A 23,859-nucleotide genomic window follows, 5' to 3' on the forward strand; every position below is an offset into this window, starting at 1 on the left:
CTCTATTCCGCTCCGGGCGCCCCGCCTACGTGTTCTTGACGACGCGACCCTGCTTGTCGGTCGCCGCACCCGCGATCGTGAGGATGATGTCGATGATCCACCAGATTCCGAATCCGCCGAGCGTGATGAGCTTGAGGATGCCGGTGCCCACCTTGCCGAGGTAGAAGCGGTCGATGCCGAGCTCGCCGAGGAAGATCGACAGGAGCAGGGTCGCGAGCCACGACTTCGGGCTCAGCTGTGCCGGTGCGGGAGCGGCGTTCTGCTGCACGACCGGGTACTGCGGCGGGGCGGCCGGGTCCTGCGGGCCGGGCTGAACGGGCTGGGACATGAGGGCTCCTGTCTCTCGAGGTCGTCTTGAGAGTACGACGCCTCGGCGCGGAGCACACGGGGGTCAACCCGAATGTGTCGAACTGCGGCGGTCGCGGCCGCAGGTCATCGCGACGCGCGGCGCATCTGCTCGTAGGCGGCGAGCGCGGCCTTGCGCGTCTCGGTCAGGTCGACGATCGGCTGCGGTGCGAGATCCTCGGCGGCGCCGAGGTGCTCGGGCGCCCATTGCCGGATGTACTCGCCGTGCGAGTCGAACTTCTTCGCCTGCAGCTCCGGGTTGAACACGCGGAAGTACGGCGCGGCATCCGCCCCCGAACCTGCCACCCACTGCCAGTTGAAGGGGTTGGATGCTGCGTCCGCGTCCACGAGCGTGTCCCAGAACCACTGCTCGCCGCGGCGCCAGTCGATCAGGAGGTTCTTCACGAGGAAGGATCCGACGACCATGCGGACGCGGTTGTGCATGAAGCCCGTATGCCAGAGTTCGCGCATTCCGGCATCCACGAGCGGCACTCCGGTGCGGCCCTGCTGCCACGCCTCGAGCTGGGTCGGCTTCAGTCGCGGCCATGGGAAGGCGTCGAACTCCGGCCGCCAGTTGCGGGTGGCGAGCTCGGGGGAGTGGAACAGCGTGTGCCACGCGAAGTCGCGCCAGCCGAGCTCGGAGAGGAATCGCGCCGCGGATGCCGCGTGCGCGCCGGTCCCGCGTGCCGCGACGGTCTCGTGCCATACCGTATTGGGGCTGATCTCCCCCCAGCGCAGATGCGGCGACAGGCGCGAGGTCGAGCCGGTGGCCGGTTCGTCGCGGGAGTGGTCGTACGAACCCAGATCCTCGTCGAGGAAGGTGCGCAGCCGGGACCGTGCGGCGGGCTCGCCGGGCTCCCACGTCTCGCGCAGGCCGCCCGCCCAGTCGGGGGCGGTGGGCAGCAGCATCCAGTCGTCGAGGTCGTCGCCGGCGATCGCGGCGCGCGGTGACGAGATCTGCCGCGGCTCGGGCAGGGGCGCGCGCGGCGGCGGCAGCCCCTGGCATGCGCGCCAGAACGGGGTGAACACGGAAAAGGGCGTGCCCGCCCCCGTCCGGACGGTCCACGGTTCGAACAGGACGGATGCCGCGAAGGACTCGACCGTCAGCCCGTCTGCGCGCAGACCGTCTTTCAGCTCGGTGTCGACCTCCCGCTCGGGCGCTCCGTATCGCCTGTTCCAGAAGACCGCTCCGGCGTGGGCATCCGCGACGATCTCCCGCACGACATGACCCGCGGGTCCTCGACGCAGCACGAGTCGCCCGCCCCGCTCGGCGAGGCGCTCGGCCAGCGAGCGGAGGCTGCCGTGCAGCCACCACCTGGCTGCTCCGCCGAGCGGACGGATGCCGTCGGACTCCTCGTCGAGGACGTACACGCCGATGACCGGTACGCCCAGGTCGACGGCCGCACGCAGAGCGGGGTTGTCGGCGATGCGCAGGTCATCTCGGAACCACACGATCGACGGCTTGCTCACCCTCGGATCGTATCTGCGCCGGGCCTTCAGGTCGGCGGGTTGACGCACGCCGCCGGGTCTGCCAGCGCTGCGGGGCAGACCACCGCGATCGAGGACGCCCGACCTGCTTTCCGCAGGGTCGAAGCCCGGCAAGGGGCAGATCGCCTCTGCAGGCGATAACGCAAGGACTTGCGCAACCATGCAAGTTCTTGCGTACACTGACGCCATGTCGAAGCGACTGGCAGAGGTGGCACGCAAGGTCGGTGTGAGCGAAGCGACCGTCAGTCGCGTGCTCAACGGCAAGCCCGGGGTGTCCGAGGCGACCCGCCAGGCGGTGCTGACCGCGCTCGACGTGCTCGGATACGAGCGCCCGACCAAGCTGCGCGGCGAGCGAGCCCGCCTCGTCGGACTGGTGCTCCCGGAGCTCACCAACCCGATCTTCCCGGCGCTCGCCGAGATCGTCGGCGGAGGGCTCACGCAGAACGGCTACACGCCGCTGCTGTGCACGCAGAACACCGGCGGCATCACGGAATCCGATTACGTCGACCTGCTCCTGCAGCAGCAGGTCTCGGGCGTGATCTTCCTCGGCGGCAACTACAGTCAGGCGGACTCGCCGCACGAGCACTACCTGCGCCTGCGCCAGGTCAACCTTCCGACGGTGCTCGTGAACGCGCGCATCGCCACGCTCGACTTCGCGACCGTGTCGACGGACGACGCCGCAGCCGCCGAGCAGGCGATCCTGCACCTGCACCAGCTCGGCCATCGGCGGATCGGGATGCTGCTCGGGCCGATCGACCACATCCCCTCCCAGCGCAAGCTCGCGGCCGCTCGCCCGCTCCTCGAGCGGCTCGGCACGCCGCTGGACGAGGCGCTCATCGTGCGCGGGCTGTACTCCCTCGAGTCCGGGCAGGCGGGTGCGACCCGGCTGTTCGCCGCAGGCGCGACGGCGATCGTCTGCGCGAGCGATCTTCTGGCCCTCGGGGCGGTCCGCGCCGCACGCCGCGCGGGGCTCGCGGTGCCGAACGACGTGAGCGTGGTCGGCTACGACGACTCCGCGCTGATGAGCTGCACCGAGCCTCCGCTGACGACGGTGCGCCAGCCGATCGAGTCGATGGGTCGGACCGTGATCGACCTGCTCCTCTCGCAGATCGCCGGCACGACCGAGGCGGGCGACGAGCTGCTCTTCGAGCCCGAACTGGTCCTCCGCTCCTCGACGGGTCCCGCCCCCGCCTGACCCCGCTCGGACCGCTCGCCTGCCGCGCGCTGGGTGCAGCATCCCCGGCCCCGCTATCCGTGTCCCACTTCTGCATGCGACACACCGCGCCATGGGTGCAGAAGTGGGACACGGAAGGCTGTGGCGGATCGCTCTGGACAGGTGTCGTTGCAAAATCGTAATCTTGCGTCAATCTGTCCAAGACTTGCGTAATTCGCGCGAGCAGAATACATTCGCTCCATCGAGTCCTTCCATCGATGACGAGGAGTTCCGTGGACAGCGACGTCCTGACCCGAACGGCCCGAGCGGCGACCGCTCAGCCCCCCACGCACGACCCCCTGTGGTGGCGCTCGGCCGTGATCTATCAGGTCTACGTCCGCAGCTTCGCGGACGCCGACGGGGACGGAACCGGGGATCTCGCGGGGGTCCGCGCGCACCTGGGCTACCTCAAGGACCTCGGTGTCGATGCGATCTGGTTCAACCCCTGGTACCCGAGCCCGATGGCCGATGGCGGGTACGACGTCGTCGACTACCGCGACATCCACCCGCAGTTCGGCACACTCGCCGACGCGGAGGCGCTCATCCGCGAGGCGCTCGCGCTCGGCATCCGCACGATCATCGACGTGGTGCCGAATCACATCAGCGACCAGCACCCGTGGTTCCAGGAGGCGCTCGCCGCCGAACCCGGCAGCCCGGCGCGCGAGCGGTTCTGGTTCCACCCCGGAAAGGGCGAGAACGGCGATGAGATCCCGACGCACTGGGTCTCGAGCTTCCAGGGCGAGACCTGGACGCGCACGACGAACCCGGACGGCACGCCGGGGGAGTGGTACCTGCACATGTTCACGCCCGAGCAGCCCGACCTGAACTGGAACCACCCCGACGTCCGCCGGGAGCACGAGGAGATCCTGAGGTTCTGGTTCGACCGCGGCGTCGCAGGCGTGCGCATCGACTCCGCGGCCCTGCTGATCAAGGATGCCGACCTGCCCGAGGTCGGCGAGAAGCAGGGCCCCGGACAGCACCCCACCGAAGACCGCGACGAGCTCCACGACGTGTACCGCTCGTGGCGCGCGATCGCCGACTCGTACGCCGGCACCCGGGTGCTGGTCGGGGAGATCTGGGTGCCCGACATCGACCGGTTCGCCGCGTACCTGCGCGATGACGAGATGCACACCGCGTTCAACTTCGACTTCCTCGCGCGTCCGTGGGGCGCGGCCTCCTTCAGGGAGTCGATCCGGCAGACCCTCGCCGCGCACGCGCCGGTCGGCGCACCGAGCACCTGGGTGCTCTCCAACCACGACGTCACCCGTCCGGTGACGCGCTATGGACGCGCCGACACGACCTTCGCGTTCCTCAAGAAGCGGTTCGGCGTGCCCACCGATCCCGAGCTGGGCCGCAACCGCGCACGAGCAGCGGCCCTCCTGGTCGCCGCGCTGCCGGGCAGCCTCTACATCTACCAGGGCGACGAACTCGGTCTGCCCGAGGTCGAGGACCTGCCCCGGGACCTGATCGAAGACCCGATGCACTACCGCTCCGGCGGGGTGGACCCCGGCCGTGACGGATGCCGCGTCCCGCTGCCCTGGGCCGGCGATGAGCCTCCGTTCGCCTTCAGCCCCGACGGGTCCCGCACCTGGCTGCCGCAGCCGCCCCAGTGGCGCGCGCTCACGGTCGAGGCCCAGCGATCGGATCCGCATTCGACGTTCTCGCTGTACCGCGATGCGCTCGCCCTGCGCCGTGACCTGCCCGCACTGGGCGACGGCGACCTCGACTGGTGGGATGACGCCCTTCCCGGAGCAGATGACGTCCTGGCCTTCCGGCGCGGCGACGACTTCGCCTGCATCGTGAACACCGGCGAAGACCCTGTCTCCCTCGGCCCCCTGATCGGCGCCGGCGGACAGATCCTCCTCGCGAGCTCCCCCTTGGAGGGTGCCTCGCTCCCCGGCGATTCCACCGCGTGGCTTCGCCTCACCTCCCTCACCACCACAACCCACCCCGCGGGATGACGCGTCGGCACGCGGCATCCCGCACACGAAAGGAAATGACGATGAAGTCACCAGCACGGGTCCTGCTCGCCGGTGTCGCCACGTTGGCGACGGTCGGCGCACTCGTCGGCTGCTCGACCGGCGGAGGGGGTGACGACGGCAGCGGCAAGACGGAGCTGCGGGTCGCCACGTTCCCGCCGGGAGCCGACGCCGCGGCGTACGAGGCGTTCGCCGCCCAGGAGGCGCAGTTCGAGGAGGAGAACCCCGACATCGACATCATCGGTGTCGAGTACGAATGGGAAGGCCCGACGTTCGCGGTGCAGCTCGCGGGCGGCAGCCTCCCCGACGTGTTCACGGTCCCGTTCACGGACGCGAAGACGCTCCTCGAGAACGACCAGCTTATGGACGTCACCGACGCGATGGACGAGCTCGGCTACACCGACAGCTTCAACCCGATCATCCTCGACGGGGTGACCGGCGACGACGGCCGGATCTACGGGTTCCCGCGCCAGGCGTACGCCATGGGCCTGCACTACAACCGCGACCTGTTCGAGCAGGCGGGACTCGACCCCGACCAGCCGCCGACCACCTGGGACGAGGTCCGCGAGTACGCCAAGCAGATCCACGACGCGACCGGCAAGGCCGGCTACGCCCAGATGGCGATCAACAACACCGGCGGATGGCAGCTGACCGCGCAGACCGTCGCCCGCGGCGGTCGCACCCAGGTCGACAACCAGGACGGCTCGGCCGAGTCGACGATCGACAACGACGGCACCCGTGCCACGCTCGAGTTCCTCAAGGCCCTCCGCTGGGAGGACGACTCGTTCGGGTCGAAGTTCGACCTCGACTGGGGCACGATCAACCAGGAGTTCGCGGCGGGCAACATCGGCATGTACACGTCCGGGTCGGATGTCTACACCGCCCTGGTGCGCGACTTCGGGCTCGACCCGGCGGTCTACGGCCTCGCAGTCGTTCCGGTTGAGGGCGAGGACCCCGGCACCCTCGGCGGCGGCGACATCGCGGTGATCAGCCCCACGGTCGATGACACGACGAAGGCCGCGGCCGTGATGTGGATCGACTGGTACTACATGCAGAAGCTGCTCAACGAGGACGCCGCGGTGCTGGACGCCAAGACGTTGGCCGAGTCCGACCAGGCCGTCGGAACGCCGGTGCTGCCGGTGCTCAGCCGTGAGCTGTACGAGGAGTCCCTCGTGTGGATCGAGCCGTACATCAATGTGCCGCGCGACCAGATGACGCCGTTCACCGACGCGATCTGGGACCAGACCCCGGTGGGCGAGCCGAAGAAGAAGACGCAGGAGATCTACTCTCTTCTCGACGAGCTCGTGCAGGCCGTCCTGACGGATCAGAACGCCGACATCGACGCCCTGCTCGCAACGGCACAGGAAGAGGCGCAGTCCAAGCTCGACGAGTAATCGCTCCGTCTCGCTTCGCTCCTCCTCGACGACCGGACCCCTCGCCCGGTCGTCGAGTGAGCGAAGCGAGACGGAACGCCGCCCGCACCCGCACCGACAGCAGAAAGTCGACGATGACGACGATGACCCAGGAGAGCGCGGCCCCCGCCGACTCCCCTCCCGCGTCCCGGGCCGCGACGCGACGCAGGCCGCGGCGCAGCCCGGTGACCTGGTACCGCGGCGGGGGGCTGTGGAATCTGCTGTTCCTGCTGCCGATGATCTTCGTGTTCTTCTTCTTCTCGTGGTCGCCGATCGTCCAGTCGGTGATCATGAGCTTCCAGAAGACGAACATGATCGTCTCGGAGTGGGTGGGACTCGACAACTACGTCGCGATCCTGAGCGATCCCGATCTGGGCCGGGCGGTCGTCAACACCGTCTACTTCGCGCTCCTGGCACTCCTGTTCGGGTTCCCGCTGCCGCTGTTCATGGCGGTGCTCATGAGCGAGGTCAAGCGCGGCAAGGGTCTGTACTCGGCGCTCGCGTATCTGCCGGTGGTCATCCCGCCGGTGGTCGCCGTGCTGCTGTGGAAGGTCTTCTACGGCGCCGACGCGAACGGCGTGTTCAACACGATCCTGGGATGGTTCGGCATCCCGCCGCAGCCGTGGATCCAGAGCGCGGTGCAGGCGATGCCGTCGCTCGTGCTCGAGGCGACCTGGGCCGCAGCCGGCGGGAGCATCATCATCTATCTGGCCGCCCTGCTGTCCGTCCCGCCCGAGCTCTATGACGCGGCCGAGGTCGACGGCGCGGGCATCTGGCAGAAGGTCTGGCATGTGACGCTGCCGCAGCTGCGCGGCATCCTCTTCATCATGCTGATCCTGCAGGTGATCGCGACCGCGCAGGTGTTCCTCGAGCCCTTCCTGTTCACCGGGGGCGGCCCGGTCGGCTCGACGACGACGGTGTTGCTGTACATCTACAACAAGGCGTTCCGCAACAGCCTGGGCGGTGACTACGGCGAGGCGACGGCCGTGTCGGTGCTGCTCGCGATCGTGCTCGCGATCCTGTCGTGGCTCTACTTCAAGCTCACCAACCGCTGGAGCACGACATGACCACCACGATCTCCACGGCCGAGGGCAGGGAGGGCATCCGCGGATTCCTGTCGCGACGCGGCCTGGGCGGCGGGCGCAAGCGCGATTCGCTCGACGATCTGAGCGAGCGCTCGATCGTGTCGGACAGCGAGCGGCGGCGTCGCTCGACCCGCTTCGGGATGTCCGTGACCCACGCGTTCCTGTTCATCAGCCTGGTGGTCGCCGGGCTGGGACCGATCCTGTGGCTGGCGAAGTCGGCGATCACCCCCACCCAGGACACCCTGTCGCAGCCGTTCGCACTCTGGCCGAACGGGGTGGACTGGGCGAACCTGTCCACGGCGTGGAACGACATCCACATCGACCTGTACTTCTGGAACACGATCGTGATCGCGGGCGGGGCGTGGTTCTCGCAGCTGTTCATCGCGACGACCGCCGGCTACGCGCTCTCGGTGCTGCGGCCGAAGTACGCGCCGGTGCTCAACGCACTCGTGCTGGCCACCCTCTTCATCCCGGGCATCGTGCTGCTGGTGCCGCTGTACCTCACGATCGTCAATCCGCCGCTGCTGGGCGATGCGACCCTGCTGAACAATTACCTCGCCGTGTGGTTGCCGATGGCGGCCAACGCATTCAACATCCTGCTGGTCAAACGCTTCTTCGACAATCTGCCCCGCGAGATCTTCGAAGCCGCGAAGACGGACGGCGCCGGCCCGTTCCGGCTGTTCTGGTCGATCGTGCTGCCCATGAGCAAGCCGATCCTCGGCGTCGTGTCGGTGTTCGCGATCATCGCGGCCTGGAAGGACTACCTCTGGCCGAAGCTCGTCCTGCCCGACCCCGCCGTGCAGCCGCTGTCGGTGCGCCTCCCGGATGTGCAGTCGCAGACCGAGCTCGACGTGTTCCTCGCGGCGCTCGCGATCGCCACTCTCATCCCGATCGCGATGTTCCTCGTGTTCCAATCCGTGTTCCTGCGCTCAGCCGGCCTCGGGGGAGCGGTCAAGGGCTGACCGTCCGCGGGCGACCGTCCGAACTCAGATCCTCGTCGTGTCGTGCCCCTTCGGCACCATGGCGATGACCCCGCCTTCGACGATCCTGCAGCGCATCCGGATCGCCTCCCCGAACTCGTCGCCGTCCAGCTGCACCGGCTGCGGAGGATCGGTCGCAACGTCCAGGCCCTTGCCCTTCGCGTAGAGCACCGAGTTGTCCTCGGTGCGCAGCGCGAGCACCTGACGCCCGGCGCGGAAGCGGCGCAGGAAGCTGTTGTCCCAGGCGACCCTGCGCCACACCAGGACCCAGCCGAGCGCGTTCTTGGGCTGGAAGATCGCGATGTCGAGCTCCCCGTCCGAGACGGATGCTTGAGGGATCAGCTCGAGGCCGGCCGGCAGCGACCCGCAGTTGGCGATCAGGATGCTCTGCACCTTCGCCGAGTGCAGTCGCCGGCCGTGCACCTGATAGGCGATCCGGAACGGCTTCGCGTTCGCGAGCGATCGCGCCGCACCGTCGACGTAGGCGATCCAGCCGACCTTCTTCTTGAGGTCGCCGCTCGTGTTCGCGATCATCGCGGCATCCAGGCCCATGCCGCCCATCACGACGAACGCGCGCTCCTGGGTCGAACCGTCCGCGTGGCGGATCGTCGCGAAGCCCACGTCGACGGGATGGCGGTCGCCGTCGAAGGTCGCCTGCACCATGGCCGCGGCATCCGTCAGCGGCAGCAGCATGTTGCGCGCGAGGAGATTGCCCGTCCCGCTCGGGATGATCGTCAGCGGAACCCCCGATCCGCTCATCGCCTCGGCGACCGCACGGACCGTGCCGTCGCCGCCCGCCACGAGGAGGGCAGCCGCACCGGCGTCGAGCGCGTCGCGAGTGACCCCGTCGCCGAGGTCGTCGGTCGTCGTCTCGTAGAACATCGGCTTGCCCCAGCCGGCGGCGGCCGACAGGCGGGTGACGGTCGCACGCAGGGTGCGCGGGACCACCTTGGTCGGGTTGTAGACGAGCGCGGCCCGGCGGGACCGATCGGATGCCGGAGACTGCTCAGCCGGCTGCGAACTGGCTGCCGGCTCTGTCATGGTCACACGATAGTCCGGGATGCCGATGCACGAGACCGGGATGCCCGCCGGGACCCGCTGACTAGACTTGTGAGGTGATCGATCTGACATTCCTCCGCGAGAATCCCGAGCTGGTCAAGCGCTCGCAGGAGTCGCGCGGGGAGTCGACGAGCACGGTCGATGATGCACTCGCCGCCGATCGCGAACGGCGCGCGGCGATCACGTCGTTCGAAGAGCTTCGCGCGGCGCAGAATGCGCACGGCAAGCGCGTGGCACAGGCTCCCAAGGAGGAGAAGGCCGCGCTGGTCGCGGAGGCGAAGGCCCTGAGCGAGCAGGTGAAGGCCGCCCAGCACGCCGTGACGGCGGCCGAGGAGGTCGCCGACGCCGCGCTCGCCAAGATCGAGAACATCGTGATCGAGGGCGTTCCGGCAGGCGGCGAGGACAACTTCATCACGCTGCGCACCCACGGCGACGTGCCCGTGTTCGATTTCGAGCCGCGCGACCACCTCGAACTCGGCGAGCTGCTCGATGCGATCGACATGGAGCGCGGCACCAAGGTGTCGGGGAGCCGTTTCTACTTCCTGAAGGGGATCGGGGCCCGGCTCGAGATCGGGCTCATGATGCTCGCGCTCGACCGCGCTCTGCAGGCCGGGTTCGTGCCCCTCATCCCGCCCACGCTGGTGCGGCCCGAGGTCATGCGGGGCACCGGATTCCTCGGACAGCACTCCGACGAGGTGTACCACCTCGAGGAGGATGACCTCTATCTCGTCGGCACGAGCGAGGTCCCGCTCGCCGGGTATCACATGGACGAGATCCTCGACCTGTCCCAGGGGGCCAAGCGGTATGCCGGCTGGTCGACGTGCTATCGCCGCGAGGCGGGCTCGTACGGGAAGGACACGCGCGGCATCATCCGCGTGCACCAGTTCAACAAGCTCGAGATGTTCGTCTACACGACCCCCGAGGATGCCGAGGCCGAGCACCTGCGGCTCGTCGCGATGCAGGAGGGGATGCTGCAGGACCTCGGCCTCTCCTACCGTGTGATCGACGTGGCCGCGGGCGACCTGGGTTCCAGCGCGGCGCGCAAGTACGACGTCGAGGCATGGGTGCCGACCCAGGGCGCGTATCGCGAGCTGACAAGCACCAGCAACTGCACGACGTTCCAGGCGCGCAGGCTCGACATCCGCCACCGTCCTGCGGTGGAGGGCGGGGGCACCGGCAAGACGCAGCACGTCGCGACCCTGAACGGCACGCTTGCGACCACGCGCTGGATCGTCGCGATGCTCGAGACGCATCAGCGCGCCGACGGATCGGTCGTTGTCCCCGAGGTGCTGCGCCCGTACCTCGGCGGGCTCGAGATCCTGGAGCCCGTCGCGTGAGGACGCGTGCAGAGGGTGCGATCGGATGAGTGACGCCCACCTTCCGGCCACCGGCAGCGTCAAGGTCGTCAAGCAGAAGAAGGCGGCGAAGCTCGTCGAGCAGGTCGCCCGCGACACCGAGGATCCCGCGGTTCCCACCGAGCACCTGCTCATCGTGCTCGACATCGACGGCACGATCCTGCTCGAGGACGAGACCCTCAGCCCCGGTGTCGTCGAGGCGGTGGAGCATGCCCATCGCGCCGGACACGAAGTGATGCTGGCGACCGGACGCAGCTGGGAGGGCACCGAGGACATCCTGCGGGCGCTGAAGATCGAGCCCGAGTTCGTCGTCTGCTCCAACGGCGCTGTCATCCTTCGCAAGTCCGAACGGACCCCGCTCGAATACGACCGGTTCTACACAGAGACGTTCGACCCAACCGAGGTGCTCACGCTGCTGCGGGAGCATCTGCCGGACGCGAAGTACATGGTGGAACTGCCGGACGGTCATCGGCTCTACACGGAGCACCTCGGCGACTGGAACCTCGCTCGTGCGACCCGTGTGCCGTTCGAGCAGCTGAGCGCCCGCCCGGTGTGCCGCATCGTCGTGGTCTCGCCCGGCGACACCGAGCAGGACTTCGTCGAGCTCGTCGAGCGGATCGGTCTGAATGAGGTCTCGTACGCGGTCGGGTGGACAGCCTGGCTCGACATCGCCCCGCAGGGCGTCGACAAGGGCACCGCGCTGAACCGGGTGCGCGAGTGGCTCGGGATCGACCCCGCCCATGTGCTGGTGATGGGCGACGGACGTAACGATGTCGGCATGTTCCGCTGGGCGCGCGAGAACGGCGGCCGCGCGGTCGCGATGGAGCAGGGTCCCCAGGAAGTCCGGGATGCCGCGGGTGAGACGACCTCGTCTGTGCAGGACGGCGGCGTGGCCGAGGTCCTCCGCAAGCTCTGAGCGTTCGGCGCGCCCGTACAGCACCTGCCCAGGAGCCCCTGGAACAATGGGTGAACAGTGCCGTCGGCTAGACTCGACGCCTGTTCGAGGGATGCGCCGCGAGGTGTCGTTCATCGGGAGGGTTGTCCGAGCGGCCGATGGACCTGGTCTTGAAAACCAGTGGGCAGCAATGTCCCGTGGGTTCGAATCCCACACCCTCCGCTTCGTCGTGGGTGTGCTCTCGAGCCCCGCACCCCGAAGCCCCCCGAGAGGACCCGAGTGAGCCAGCCGACCAAGCCCGCCACGCGTGGCCGCCGCACGATTGCGCGCCACGGTGAGCTGAAGTCGCCGCATCCGTTCGCGATGATCATGAAGGTCCTCGGGATCATCGTCGCGGTCGGTCTGGTCTCGAGCGCGGGCGTCGCGGCATATGCCGCTTACGACATCACCGCGAGCTTCACTGAGAACTCGGTCGACCTCGAGGGCCAGGAGGCCGTTCCGCCCGACATCGGAGCGATCGAGGGCGGCGTCAACCTCGTCGTCGCCGGCACCGACGAGTGCCTGCCGGAGTTCGCCGGCTACTTCGGGGACCGATGCACGGGTGCTGACGCCGAGGGCGAGCTCAACGACGTCAACCTCCTCGTGCACATCTCCGATTCGCCCCGACGAGTCACCGTCATCTCGTTCCCCCGCGACCTGATGGCGCCGACACCGTCGTGCACGCGCGATGACGGCTCCGAGACCTCCGGATCGAGCAAGCAGCAGATCAACTCGGTGTTCATGGACGGTGGGCTCAACTGCGTCGTGAAGACCATCTCGCAACTGAGCGGCATGAGCATCCCGTTCGCGGCGAAGGTCAACTTCGGCGGCGTGATCAACATCACCGACGCGATCGGCGGCGTCGAGGTCTGCATCGGCAACGGCGGAATCCGCGACTACTACACCGGCATCGACTGGCCGGCCGGCAACCGCACGGTCGCCGGTATCGAGGCGCTGCAGTTCCTGCGCACCCGCCATGGCCTGGAGAACGGCAGCGACCTCGCCCGCATCAGCAACCAGCAGCAGTACATGTCGCGGCTGGCACGCAAGCTCGTCAGCGAGGAAGTGCTGACGAACCCGGCGACGCTGCTGAAGCTCGCGACGACCGCCGTGAACAACGTCACGCCCAGCAAGAGCCTCACCAACCCGCTGACGCTGGTGCAGATCGCCCTCGCTGTGAAGAGCGTGCCGTTCGACGAGATCGTCTTCGTCCAGTACCCCGTCGTGGAAGACCCGGACGACCCGAACCGCGTGGCACCGGACTACGAGGCCGCCGACCAGCTGTGGGCGGCGCTCGCCGCGAACCAGCCCATCGTGCTGACGAGTGACCCGAACCTCGGCGGCGGTGTCATCACCGTCGACCCGGCCCCGACCGATCCCGCGACGCCCGACCCCTCGGCGACGCCCGGTGCGACCGAGCCGCCGGCCGAAGTGGCGGTCGAACTGCCCGACTCGATCGCAGGCACGACCGCCGCGCAGAGCACCTGCTCGGCCGGGAACGTCAGCGGCTGACGCACAGTGGCGTCCGAGAAGGCTCCCGCGAAGGGAGCCGGCACTCCGCTTGCGCGGCACGCAGTGCTGCGGGAGCGGCATCCCCTCCTGCGGGCGCTCTCGATGCTGGGCGTCGTCCTGGCCGTGCTCGCCGTGAGCGCCGTCGGGGTCGCCGCCTACGCCGTGTGGGACACCGTCTCCGCGCTCGGTGAGAACTCGGTGGAACTCGCGGGTGACAGTGCGCTGCCGCCGTCGATCGGCGAGATCGAGGGAGGCGTCAATGTCCTGCTGGTCGGTTCGGACTCGTGCGAGGGGCAGGACGTCGCACTTTTCCCGCGCTGCGCCGACGAGGAGGACGCCCCCGGCGAGCGCAACGACGTCACGATGCTGGTGCACATCAGTGACGAGCCGCGGCGCATCACCGTGGTCTCGTTCCCGCGCGACATGCTCGTGCCGATCCCGGCATGCCCCGACGGCAGCGGCGGCGAGTACTCGGCGATGAGCTCCCAGCCGCTGAACGCGTCGTACCAGTACGGCGGTCTGCCCTGCACGGTGATGACGATCGAGCAGCTCACGGGCGAGGAGATCCACTTCGCCGGCGCGATCCGCTGGACCGGCGTGATCGACATGTCCGACGCGATCGGCGGCGTCGACGTCTGCGTGAGCGGCGACATCAGCGACGCACACACCGGCCTCAACCTCACGGCGGGCACGCACACGCTGCAGGGTGTCGAAGCGCTGCAGTTCCTCCGCATCCGGCACGGCATCGGCGACGGCTCGGACCTCGGCCGCATCTCGAACCAGCAGCAGTTCATGTCCTCGATGGTGCGCAAACTGAAATCCGATGCGGTGCTTTCCAACCCCGAGGTGCTGTTCCGCTTCGCCACGACGGCGATCGGGCTCACCCGCTCCGACCCACCGCAGCTCGTGCTGAGCTCGCAGCTGGCAAACCCCACGCGCATGGTGCAGATCGCGATGGCCGCGAAAGACGTGCCCTACGAGGACATCCTCTTCGTGCAGTACCCCACGGAGTACACCGACGACTACATCAATGTCCTGCCGTTGCGGGACTTCGCGGATCAGCTGTTCGCCGCGCTCCAGGCGAATCAACCCCTGCATCTGACCGGCGAGGCCAGCCAGGGCTCCGGTGTCGACGTGACCGGCGAAGCGACCGACCCGACGGCAGACGGAGCGACTCCCACGCCGTCCGACTCGGCCGCCCCCGAGGTGCGTGTGGATCTGCCGTCCGAGATCGCCGGCACCACCGCGGCACAGGTGACCTGCACGCGCCCCGGCCAGTAGCCGGTTCGTTCCGCATCCGGTCGAGCGGTTATGATTGCTGGGCGCATCCAGTGGTTTCGGCCCTGGATGCCTGGAGACGTCGCATAGTCCGGCCTAGTGCACCACCCTGCTAAGGTGGAGACCCCTCACGGGGTCCGAGGGTTCAAATCCCTCCGTCTCCGCAGAAAAACCCCTGGTAAAGCGGGGGTTTTGTGTTGGACGGAGGAGTTCATTCGACGTTCCCGGCGGGTGCGAGTGACCCCGAAGTGACCCCTTTGGGGGTCACTTCGGGGTCACTTGGGGGTCAGCGGAACCATCGACGATGGGGAACGTTGACCCGTTCTGCCGCGTGATTCCGCGCAGGTCGCCGACTCAAGCGCTTGGGGTGCACCACCCCTTCACAGGTGGTGTCCCCCCAAGATGGCCCGGCACGGCTCCACGACGACCTCGTGAAAGGACAGTTCCGCGCCGACGCCCGGACCGGTTCTGGTTCTGCGACATCACGCAACACCGCGTGAAAGACGGCTGGGTCTACTGCGCGGGCCGTCATCGACGCCTACTCCCGCCGGATCGTAGGCTGGTCGATCTCGGACCGAATCACCGCGGAGATCGGCGTCGACGCGCTCGGCATGGCTCGCTGACGACGCCGCCCCGAACCGGGCAACGTCGTCCACGCGGACCGCGGAGCGCAATGCACCAACTGGCTGTTCGTGCACCGGCTCTGCCAGGCCGAGCTCCTCGGATCGATGGGCAGGGTGGTGTCGTCCGTGGACAACGCGCTTATCGAGTCGTTCTGGTGGACGATGCAACGCGGGCTGCTGGACCGCACCAGCTGAGACACTCGACCGCAGCTCGCGTCGGCCATATTCGAGTGGATCGAAGGGTTCTACAACCCGCGCCGACGACACACCAGCCTCGGCAACCTCAGTCCCGCCGCCTACGAAGCTCTTCACACCGCCGCCTAGATCGCGGCATGATCAACACACAAGAATCGTGCGGGAAACCGGGTCAGGCTCCGTGCTCCTAGCGGCGCCGTCGAACAGATGATCGAGGGCTCAGAGTTCGGCCATCAACTCTATCGCCTGGGACACCGCGCAATCGTCGAACTATACGTCGCACAGGATTCCGCATGACAGTCGCCGGAGAAGCCATTGCGCTGGCGCTCACACGCCTTGCCGAGTCGACCGCTGTCGCCAAGCAAAGCATCGAGCCGTACCTCGAGCGCTATTTGCCTGCTCATGTCCAGAGCATCGGCTGGCGGTATCTGGCGGCGACACAGGCTCTTCTGGATCAGATGGACGTGGCCGCCGTCCACTCCGAGGTTGCGCGAACCGGATTTTGGCAGCCACTTCCAGCGACTATCCAAGCGACAGTGTGGGCTGCCGATCTCCTTGTCCACTTCCCGGCCTCCCAGCGACGCACAATCCGCGATCTTGCCGCACGTAAACTCGGACACGCCCCGGAGCCCAATTCAATTGTGTTGTGGGCCGCGCCCACTTTCCCGTACAGCGCTCCCATTCTGGGCCATACCGCCGAGGTAACGGGGTGCTGTGCGGTGCCGCTGTCCGACGGCAGCACCGTCTTGGCCACTACCAGCGAAGACGGCACCGTGCGATTGTGGGACCCCGGTACCGGCGTCCCACACGGCGAGCCGCTGACTGGTCATGCCGGCAGGGTGACCGCCTGTTGCGCGGTGCCGCTGTCCGACGGCACTTCGCTTCTCGCCACCACGAGTTGGGACGAAACTGTGCGTCTGTGGGACCCGCGCACCGGCCTCCCGCATGGCGAGCCGCTCACCGGTCACACCGCTGGCCTGACCGGGTGCTGTGCGATACAACTGCCGGACGGCAGTTCGCTGCTGGCCACTACCAGCTGGGACGAAACAGTGCGCTTATGGGACCCGCTCACCGGTCTCCCGCATGGCGAGCCGCTCACCGGCCACACCGACGCCGTGACCGCGTGCTGCGTCGTGCCTCTGCCGGACGGCACCACCATCTTGGCCACCGCCGGTAGGGACGGCAGTGTCTTTCTCTGGGACCCGTCGACCATTCACCCACGGGGCGACCCGCTCTTCGCCCACACAGACTCGTCTATCAGATGCTACGCGGTGCCGCTACCGGACGGCACCACGGTGCTGGCCACCACGAACTTGGACGGCACCGTGCGATTGTGGGACCCGCTGTCCGGGACGCCGCACGGTGAGCCGCTGACCGGCCACACCGCCGCCGTGAGCGGGTGCTGCACCGTCCAGCTTGCAGGCGGTACCACCGTGCTGGCAACCACGAGTTGGGACCGCACCGTACGCCTTTGGGATCCTCGGACTGGCCGCCAGTACGGTAATCCGCTGACCGGGCACACCGCCGAAGTGACGGGGTGCTGCGCGGTGCCGGTGGCGGGTGGCATCAGCGTGCTGGCCACCACTAGTCGGGATGAGACGACGCGCCTGTGGTACCCCGAGGCTGGCGGCGCACGCGGCGAGCCGTTGACGGGCCACAGCGACGACGTGACCGGGTGCTGCGTGGTGCCGCTGGCGGACGGCACCAAGGTGCTGGCCACCACCAGTCGGGATGGCACGATGCGGCTGTGGGATCCGGGAACCGGAGCCCCGCGGGGTGACCCACTGACCGGTCACACCAGTTCGGTAACCGGGTGCTGCGCAGCGCCTCTGGCGGACGGCACCATCGTACTGGTCACCACGAGCTGGGACGAGACGGTGCGTCTATGGGACCCGGGGACCGGCCGCCCTAGGAGTGACTGGCTTACCGGCCACACTGACAGGGTAACCGGGTGCTGCGCAGTGCCACTGCCGGACGGCACTACGATCGTGGCCACCGCCAGCGAGGATGAGACGGTGCGTCTATGGGACCCGGGGACCGGCCGCCCGTACGGCGACCCACTCGTCGGCCACACGGACTGGGTAACTGGTTGCTGCGCGGTGCCACTGTCGGACGGCAACACCGTACTGGCCACCGTCAGTGTGGACTGCAGTGTACGCCTATGGGACCCCTCGACCGGCTATCCGCACGGCGACCCGCTCATCGGCCACACGGACTGGGTAACCGGGTGCTGCGCGATCCCGCTCCCAGACGGCACTACCCTGCTGGCCACCACCAGTGCGGACAGCACCGTGCGGCTCTGGGACCCATCGACTGGCGACCCACACGGCGACCCAATGACCGGCCACACAGATACGGTGACCGGGTGCTGCGCCGTGCCTGTGCCGCACGGCACCACCGTGCTGGCCAGCACCAGTCGGGACGGCACGCTCCGGCTGTGGGACCCGACTCAGCTCGAGCCGCTCTCGGTTATCACATTTCCTGAACCCACGATGGCCGTGGCAGCAACTGCTTCGACTCTCTTCGTAGGAGTGGGCCGAGGAATCTGCGGGATCAGCGTAAGTGCGGCGACAGAGTGATGATGGTGCGGAGATTGAACCTGCATCCTTGGGTAACAGCGGCACATCAGGCCCGCCGGTGCCGCGTGAGCTCTGAATGTTTATCGGAGCTACTGACCGGCTCTCGAGCACCGCCTGATTGGTATCAGCAAGCCCGATCGCCGGGTACAGGCACAAATCACTCAATACGGTAAGTCTCTGCGCGTACCGTCGCCGAGAGCGTATCCCGCCAGGTCGAAGGAGGTCGCGCCATCGTTCGGTCGACGTCATCTCTGTTCATCGAGCATCACGGCCGTGGTAGTACTCGACAAAGGTGCGGTGGCCGAGGCGATACACCTCGTTTCCGAACTCCGTGTCCTGTGTGATGTACGGTGCGGCCGTCTTAAGGGCACGCCTAATGTCGGGGTCTCTCAAGGTGACTCCAGCCACAGCTGATCCGGCGACCTCCCAGATACGGCCAGTGCGCGGGAATCCGTTTCCCCGGGCGTATGCAAGGGCGTGGAGGAGGTGCTCGGTGTTCGGTTCGGTTCGTTGCAGCCGGCTCACGGTCTTCTCGAAGATGCCCGTGTGAGTGGGGGTCAGCAGCATGGCGAGAGCTGTCTTGGTTGCCGTCCATCCTGGGTCCGCGATGATCTCTTCCACAGCGACGCGCGCGTACAGGAACGTGGTTGCCTTCTCGGCGATAGTGTCGGCGAGCTCGCGCACCTGGTCGTCGGGTCGCTCGCCCATGGCACGCTGTAAACGGCGCCGGACATAGTTGCGGAAACTTGGCTTACTGGCATCGACTGTGAGCATCTCATCAGGAACGAGAGCGTCCGTGAGCGCGTGGTCGAGCGGAATCGGGTTGTCCGGTGTCTCAGTGAGCGACCGGCGTGTGCCGACGAGGACGCGGCACCCGGGTTGCTCCGCGATCTGGTGCATGAGGCGGGCGAGACGAATCGGGTCGCGCGACTCGTCGAGCGCGTCAGCTAAGACCAGCCGGGGTCCGCTCGCCTTCTGATACCTGCCAATAAGATCCTCGCTGGATTGGACGTTGTCGAAGCCTTCTTGGCTGGCGGCCTCGGCGACCACCTCGTCGATCGTACGGTTGCTCAAGTGCAGGGTGGCGGTGAAGCTCGTGTTTGTGGGCACTGTGTCGGTGGGAATGTCGACGCCCAATTGCGACAATGCAACGACGAGCTCAGGTGACGTGGATGCGAGCACCATCCCTAACAGGGCGGACTTGCCTGACCCGGCTGGGCCGGTAACTGTCAGCATCTGAATCTCGGATTCCACTTCGTCCATCCATCGCGCGATTCGTGTGCGTTCGGGTATTCGGCCCGTGAACTCCCAGTCCAGCTGATTGAGTCCCACGCTTGCCGCTTTCGCGTAGAAGTGATTGCGAATGACGTCGGGTGAGGCTGCCAGGACCTCAACGAGTTCTTTTACATCCGAACGCAGGCCGACGAGCGGCGCGTGATCTCGGCGTGGCCAGACCGCGGCATGAGCACGAATCGAGGTATGCAGGTGCGCGCCGCCACTAGTTTGCTGCTCCTCGTCGAGGGCGTCGCCGATGCGACGAAGTAGCTCAAGCAGATCGACCTGCGCGTCGTTCTGCCCATACTCGTCCAGGAACTGCGCGAAGAGGATCGGAAACCTCCCTGCAAAGGCGGACCCGACCTCGGTCGACGTCGCGACGATGGCGGTGTCGCGCCTTTTCCCCTGCGTTGCATGCCAGATCTGTTCGGCACCCGCGACGGACTGGCATGTGTCGAGGATCAATAGCAACCAGTCAGCATGGCCGTCTGCCGGAGGCGCCGACTGCCGAGCGGCGACGACCGCGGCCAGCTTCTCGAAGGTAAGTGACGTGAGCTCAGATAATTGTGGTCCACTTTCAGGAAACGCCACGGCGTAACTGTTGCCGAGCATCTCGGCGTGCCCGCCCCAGTAGACCAGCAACGGTCCATCGCGATGAGATGCCAGCTCGATGAGCCAATTCGGATGATCCACGAAGGTTGCTCGCGCGCTGTCGTCACGCGCAGTCACGCCCGAGATGCGCGTCAGGGCTTGTGAGACGACTCTGGAGCCATCCTCGACTTCCGGCACATCCCACCAGCTGGACTTTGGGTACGTGTGGTGGGCGACGATGCGAGCCTCGAGGCTAGGCATCCGCAGCCACCCAAAGTAGGTCCGCCACCGGCGAGGCGCCGCCTCCTGACACCAGCACGCGGTGGATTCCTGGCGCGAGCCCCGGGTGGGATGCCTCGAGCCAGCCATCCCCGACCACTTGTGCGCCTTGCCACGACGTGCGTTGGCCAGTTGCGGTGTTCTCAGACTCGACTGTGAGGTAGTGACTGTCTGCGACGCAATCCAGTCCATCATCGTCGCTCACGAGCCGGGCGGCGCGTACGGTGACTGGGTGGCCCGGCTGTGCCACATCCGGAGTTCTCAACGATACGTGCGACGTGCCGAGCGGAGGGCGGGCGTCTCGACGGAGCAGCTTGTCGTGCACGAAGGCGAACGATTCGGCCGTCGCGATGAGGGCGGGATGCGTCTGAGTCACAGGAGTCGACGAGTAGCCAGTCCATCCAGGCCCGGCTGCACCGCGATAAACCGTACCGTCCCCAGCATGATCATGGCCGAGAAGATGCTCATGGAACGTTGCTTCGCCAGCGTCTATCGTCACCGACTGCAGCGTTGGCTGATTCACTCCGACAGCGCTTCGCCACTGCGCATCACCCGGACCGGAGGCAAGGTCAAGCAGCTCCCAGCGTTCCCTAGCCGCGACGGCCGCGTCAGCCCGTCCTCCGAGTGTGGCGAGATCGGAAGGAGCGAGAGTTCGCACGTCTTCACCGTTAGTTACGCACCTGTACTGCGGCAACAAGTCGTGAAGCCCGGGGCTGCTCACTGCGAATGCCTGGAGCTTCCTCGCGTTGAGGCCTGGAAGGGGCGCACCCTTGCCGGTCGTCAGGAGTCGTAGCGCCTTCGCTGATCCGTAAAAGGGTGTGCCAAGTGTGAGAACATTCAGTGGAATCTGGTCGAGTCCGTGAAGCTTCTGCGCCGCCCGAGTGACGAGGCCGCCCATCGAGTGAGCGACGACGGTCAATGAGACTGCGGACGAATCGCCCAGCTTTTCTTCCATTACTACTTCGCGCCATCGCTCCCAGTGGTCGACAGCGGCCCTCGCGAGTCGCCCGCCATTCGACGCCACCGACAGGCGCCAGTCATACGGGAACTCGATCACCGCTCGGGGATCGATGGCCGTGTCACGTACCTTTGCGGCGAGCCCGCTATAGCTTTCAGCGCCTTTGAACCACCCGATAATCCCGGGGTAGCGCACGAGTCGGGTTGCTTTTACGCCCCTGGTACCCGCGAGATCCTCATCTGTGACGCGGAGTCGGTCGAGGAGGTCGCCGAAATATGCCGAGATCGCATCGGCAGGCTGAAGGCCCCAGATCTGGTGCCCATCCCCGTCGACGAGTTCACTCCCCATAATGCCGGGCACGATCACTATCGCATCCAGGACGGACGCTTGTGGCTTCTTCGATCGATCGATGTCACTCATCGGAACTCCTATTCGAGATTGGCGAGCGATAGTGCGATCACCCCGTCGGAGCAGGCCACGAACAGCGACGCGCCGATTGTGACGAGACTGTGAGGGATTGACGGCGAGATTGCGAACTGCTCTACTTGTCGACCCGTTCCCGGGTCCCACAGGCGAACTGTGCGGTCTTCGCTCGTGGTGGCGAGGAGGGTGGTGCCGCCGCGCAGGGGGACGGCGCAGCATCCTCCCACGGAGCTGGTATGGCCGGTTAGGGGAGCGCGATACGGGGTGCCGGTCACCGGATCCCACAGGCGCACGGTCCGGTCCCAGCTGGTGGTGGCCAAGAGAGTGGTTCCGTCAGTGAGGGGGACGGCGCAACATGCCCTCACCGCGAGGGTGTGTCCCTTAAGGGCGTTACGGTGGAGCGTCCCGGTTGTCAGATCCCATAACCGGGCCGTCGTGTCGGTACTGACGGTGGCCAGCATGGCGGTGCCGTCGCGGAGTGGGATGGCGCAGCATCCGGTCACCTGGGAAGTGTGGCCTATGAGAGGGTCGCCGTGCGGGGCGCCGGTGACTGGGTCCCATAGTCGGAGCGTGCCGTCCCAGCTGGTAGTTGCCAGAAGGGTTGTTCCCTCGGAGGGGCATATGGCGCAGCAACCGCTTACCCCGAGGGCGTGGCCTATGAGAGGGTCGCCGTGGGGGGCGCCGGTGGCTGGGTCCCACAGTCGCACGGTGTGATCCTCGCTGGTGGTGCTGAGGAGGGTGGTGCCATCGGCGAGAAGGATCACGCAGCATGCTCTCACGGTGTCGGTGTGGCCGGTGAGCGGGTGGCCGTGGGGGGCGCCGGTGGCTGGGTCCCACAGTCGCACGGTGTGGTCCTCGCTAGTGGTGGCCAGGAGGGTAGCGCCGTCAGGAATGGGCACCGCGCAGCACGCCGTCACTGGGCCGGTATGGACTACAAGAGGTTCGCCGCGGCGGGAGGTTTCGAATGCCGGGTTCCATAGTCGGATTGTTCCGTCCGAGCCGCCGGTCGCGAGAAGGGTGGTGCCGTCAGGCAGTGGGATGGCGCAACATCCGGTCACCCCTTGAGTGTGCCCAGTGAGAGGATCGCCGTGGGGCATGCCGGTGGCAGGCTCCCATAGGCGCACGGTGGTGTCCTCACTGATGGTGGCGAGCAGGGAGGTGCCATCCAGGAGGGGGACGGCACAGCATCGCCATACAAAACTGGTGTGGCCGGTGAGGGGGGCGCCGTACGGCGCACCCGTGGCTGGATCCCACAGCCGCACGGTTCCATCCTCGCTCGTGGAGGCCAGGAGTGTAGTCCCGTCGGGGAGAGGAACGGCGCAACATCCATGAACGGCGCGGCTGTGACCGTTGAGCGGATGGCCGTGGGGTGCGCCTGTGGTGGGGTCCCACAGTCGCACGGTGCGGTCGGAGCTCACGGTGGCAAGCAGCGTACGGCCGTCAGGGATAGGGATGATGCAGCAACCGTTCACCGGTGCGGTGTGACCGGCGAGCGGGTCCCCGTGCGGGGTGCCGGTGACGGGGTCCCACAATCGCGCGGTGCCGTCCAGGCCGGTAGTGGCCAGCAGGGTGGTGCCATCAGAGAGGGGGATGGCGCAGCATGCGCTCACCGAGCTCGCATGACCGGCGAGGGGTTCGCCGTGCGGGGCACCTGTGGTGGGGTCCCATAGGCGCGCGGTGCCGTCCTGGCTGGTGGTGCAGAGCAGGGTGCGTCCGCCGGGGAGGGGTACGGCGCAACATCCGGTCGCGAAGTCACTGTGGCCAGTCAGGGGCTCGCCTTGGGGGCTGCCGGTGACTGGGTTCCACAGTCGCACGGTACCGTCGCTGATGGTAGTGGCGAGGAGGACGTTGCCTCCAGGCACCGGAATCGCCGCACAACTGGTAGTCCAGACTGATCGCGCAATCACCGAGTGCGGCGTCACGGCGGCGAGTGCCGCCCAGCTCAGCTGTGACTGTCGTGCAGCCTCGTCGCGGCGCAGCCGCACCTGCCAGAGCTCGCGCGAAAGGCATCGCCCAGACGGTTCAACGTCCAGGAGATCAGCCCATCCCACGGCCGTGGCCCACCCGGCAGGGGTCAACTCGCCAGGGTCGACCTGGTGCCGCGTCACTTCCAGTGACACGGCGTGCGGGTCGAGCCGATCGACGATCTTCGCCGTGAGCTCCGCCCAGAGCTCGGACTCAGCGACATGCGACGCCGCGTAGTACTCGACGTACTCGCTCGTGGATGCCGCGCTCTCGTCCATAGTGATGAGCAGCGCCCGCGCGACGCTGCGTTCTACCGTGGCAATCTGCGACA

At 67.3% G+C, this 23,859-nt stretch carries 16 protein-coding genes, 2 tRNA genes and 1 pseudogene; 13 read left to right on the plus strand and 6 right to left on the minus strand.

What is annotated here, in order from left to right; all coding sequences use genetic code 11:
- Positions 1–25: 25 nt before the first annotated feature.
- Both BM349_RS14050 and BM349_RS14055 read right to left on the minus strand, forming a co-directional pair.
- Positions 26–328 (minus strand): TM2 domain-containing protein, encoded by a 303-nt coding sequence (locus BM349_RS14050; protein ID WP_091707539.1) that lies wholly within the window; start codon positions 326–328, stop codon positions 26–28.
- A gap of 104 nt (positions 329–432) precedes the next feature.
- Complete coding sequence (locus BM349_RS14055) at positions 433–1,815, minus strand: cryptochrome/photolyase family protein (protein ID WP_254773914.1); 1,383 nt, start codon at positions 1,813–1,815, stop codon at positions 433–435.
- A 205-nt stretch (positions 1,816–2,020) separates the two neighbouring features.
- On the opposite strand from BM349_RS14055, the gene BM349_RS14060 reads away from it, so the two are divergent.
- The 5 genes from BM349_RS14060 (at position 2,021) to BM349_RS14080 (ending at position 8,484) form a co-directional block, all read left to right on the plus strand.
- Complete coding sequence (locus BM349_RS14060) at positions 2,021–3,028, plus strand: LacI family DNA-binding transcriptional regulator (RefSeq protein WP_091707541.1); 1,008 nt, start codon at positions 2,021–2,023, stop codon at positions 3,026–3,028.
- Positions 3,029–3,264: 236 nt separating this feature from the next.
- Positions 3,265–5,007, plus strand: a complete 1,743-nt coding sequence (locus BM349_RS14065; RefSeq protein ID WP_091707542.1) for a glycoside hydrolase family 13 protein — start codon at positions 3,265–3,267, stop codon at positions 5,005–5,007.
- A 41-nt stretch (positions 5,008–5,048) separates the two neighbouring features.
- A complete protein-coding gene (locus BM349_RS14070) occupies positions 5,049–6,419 on the plus strand; it encodes an ABC transporter substrate-binding protein (protein ID WP_091709337.1) in 1,371 nt (456 codons plus the stop codon).
- A gap of 113 nt (positions 6,420–6,532) precedes the next feature.
- Positions 6,533–7,504, plus strand: a complete 972-nt coding sequence (locus BM349_RS14075; protein WP_091709339.1) for a carbohydrate ABC transporter permease — start codon at positions 6,533–6,535, stop codon at positions 7,502–7,504.
- Positions 7,501–8,484 carry a carbohydrate ABC transporter permease gene (locus tag BM349_RS14080; protein WP_091707543.1) on the plus strand — a complete coding sequence of 328 codons (984 nt, stop codon included), beginning with the start codon at positions 7,501–7,503 and terminating at the stop codon, positions 8,482–8,484. Before BM349_RS14075 ends, BM349_RS14080 begins: the two co-directional genes overlap by 4 nt.
- A gap of 24 nt (positions 8,485–8,508) precedes the next feature.
- On the opposite strand, the gene BM349_RS14085 is transcribed toward BM349_RS14080, so the two are convergent.
- Positions 8,509–9,543, minus strand: coding sequence for a diacylglycerol/lipid kinase family protein (locus BM349_RS14085; protein WP_254773915.1), 1,035 nt, complete (start codon positions 9,541–9,543; stop codon positions 8,509–8,511).
- 74 nt (positions 9,544–9,617) lie between these two features.
- Here BM349_RS14085 and serS point away from each other — a divergent pair, with 74 nt between their 5' ends.
- The 8 genes and pseudogenes from serS (at position 9,618) to BM349_RS14125 (ending at position 18,037) form a co-directional block, all read left to right on the plus strand.
- Entirely contained in the window at positions 9,618–10,898 is a 1,281-nt protein-coding gene (gene serS / locus BM349_RS14090) for a serine--tRNA ligase (RefSeq protein ID WP_091707545.1), read from the plus strand.
- A 25-nt stretch (positions 10,899–10,923) separates the two neighbouring features.
- A complete protein-coding gene (locus BM349_RS14095) occupies positions 10,924–11,832 on the plus strand; it encodes an HAD family hydrolase (protein ID WP_091707546.1) in 909 nt (302 codons plus the stop codon).
- Positions 11,833–11,948: 116 nt separating this feature from the next.
- Positions 11,949–12,033: transfer RNA gene (locus BM349_RS14100), tRNA-Ser, on the plus strand.
- Between the two features lie 57 nt (positions 12,034–12,090).
- Positions 12,091–13,362 carry an LCP family protein gene (locus tag BM349_RS14105; RefSeq protein WP_254773916.1) on the plus strand — a complete coding sequence of 424 codons (1,272 nt, stop codon included), beginning with the start codon at positions 12,091–12,093 and terminating at the stop codon, positions 13,360–13,362.
- 6 nt (positions 13,363–13,368) lie between these two features.
- Complete coding sequence (locus BM349_RS14110) at positions 13,369–14,643, plus strand: LCP family protein (protein WP_254773918.1); 1,275 nt, start codon at positions 13,369–13,371, stop codon at positions 14,641–14,643.
- Positions 14,644–14,715: 72 nt separating this feature from the next.
- Positions 14,716–14,804, plus strand: a tRNA-Ser gene (locus tag BM349_RS14115).
- A gap of 669 nt (positions 14,805–15,473) precedes the next feature.
- A pseudogene (locus BM349_RS19090) lies at positions 15,474–15,587 on the plus strand (IS3 family transposase); the annotation flags it as partial.
- A 164-nt stretch (positions 15,588–15,751) separates the two neighbouring features.
- Positions 15,752–18,037: a WD40 repeat domain-containing protein gene (locus BM349_RS14125; protein ID WP_091707548.1), complete on the plus strand. Its 2,286-nt coding sequence runs from the start codon at positions 15,752–15,754 to the stop codon at positions 18,035–18,037.
- A 255-nt stretch (positions 18,038–18,292) separates the two neighbouring features.
- Here BM349_RS14125 and BM349_RS14130 read toward each other — a convergent pair whose 3' ends face one another.
- The 3 genes from BM349_RS14130 to BM349_RS19095 are packed head-to-tail and all read right to left on the minus strand — an operon-like array spanning position 18,293 to position 23,806.
- A complete protein-coding gene (locus tag BM349_RS14130) occupies positions 18,293–20,164 on the minus strand; it encodes a hypothetical protein (protein WP_091707549.1) in 1,872 nt (623 codons plus the stop codon).
- Positions 20,157–21,560 carry a lipase/acyltransferase domain-containing protein gene (locus tag BM349_RS14135; protein WP_175525311.1) on the minus strand — a complete coding sequence of 468 codons (1,404 nt, stop codon included), beginning with the start codon at positions 21,558–21,560 and terminating at the stop codon, positions 20,157–20,159. The genes BM349_RS14130 and BM349_RS14135 overlap by 8 nt, the downstream gene beginning before the upstream one ends.
- Positions 21,561–21,568: 8 nt before the next feature.
- The gene (locus tag BM349_RS19095) at positions 21,569–23,806 is read right to left on the minus strand and encodes a WD40 repeat domain-containing protein (RefSeq protein WP_368086689.1); all 2,238 of its coding nucleotides are present in this window, start codon (positions 23,804–23,806) and stop codon (positions 21,569–21,571) included.
- Between the last annotated feature and the right edge of the window lie 53 nt (positions 23,807–23,859).

Origin of the sequence: Microbacterium sp. cf046, assembly GCF_900114345.1 — a bacterium.
Classification (GTDB): Bacteria; Actinomycetota; Actinomycetes; order Actinomycetales; family Microbacteriaceae; genus Microbacterium.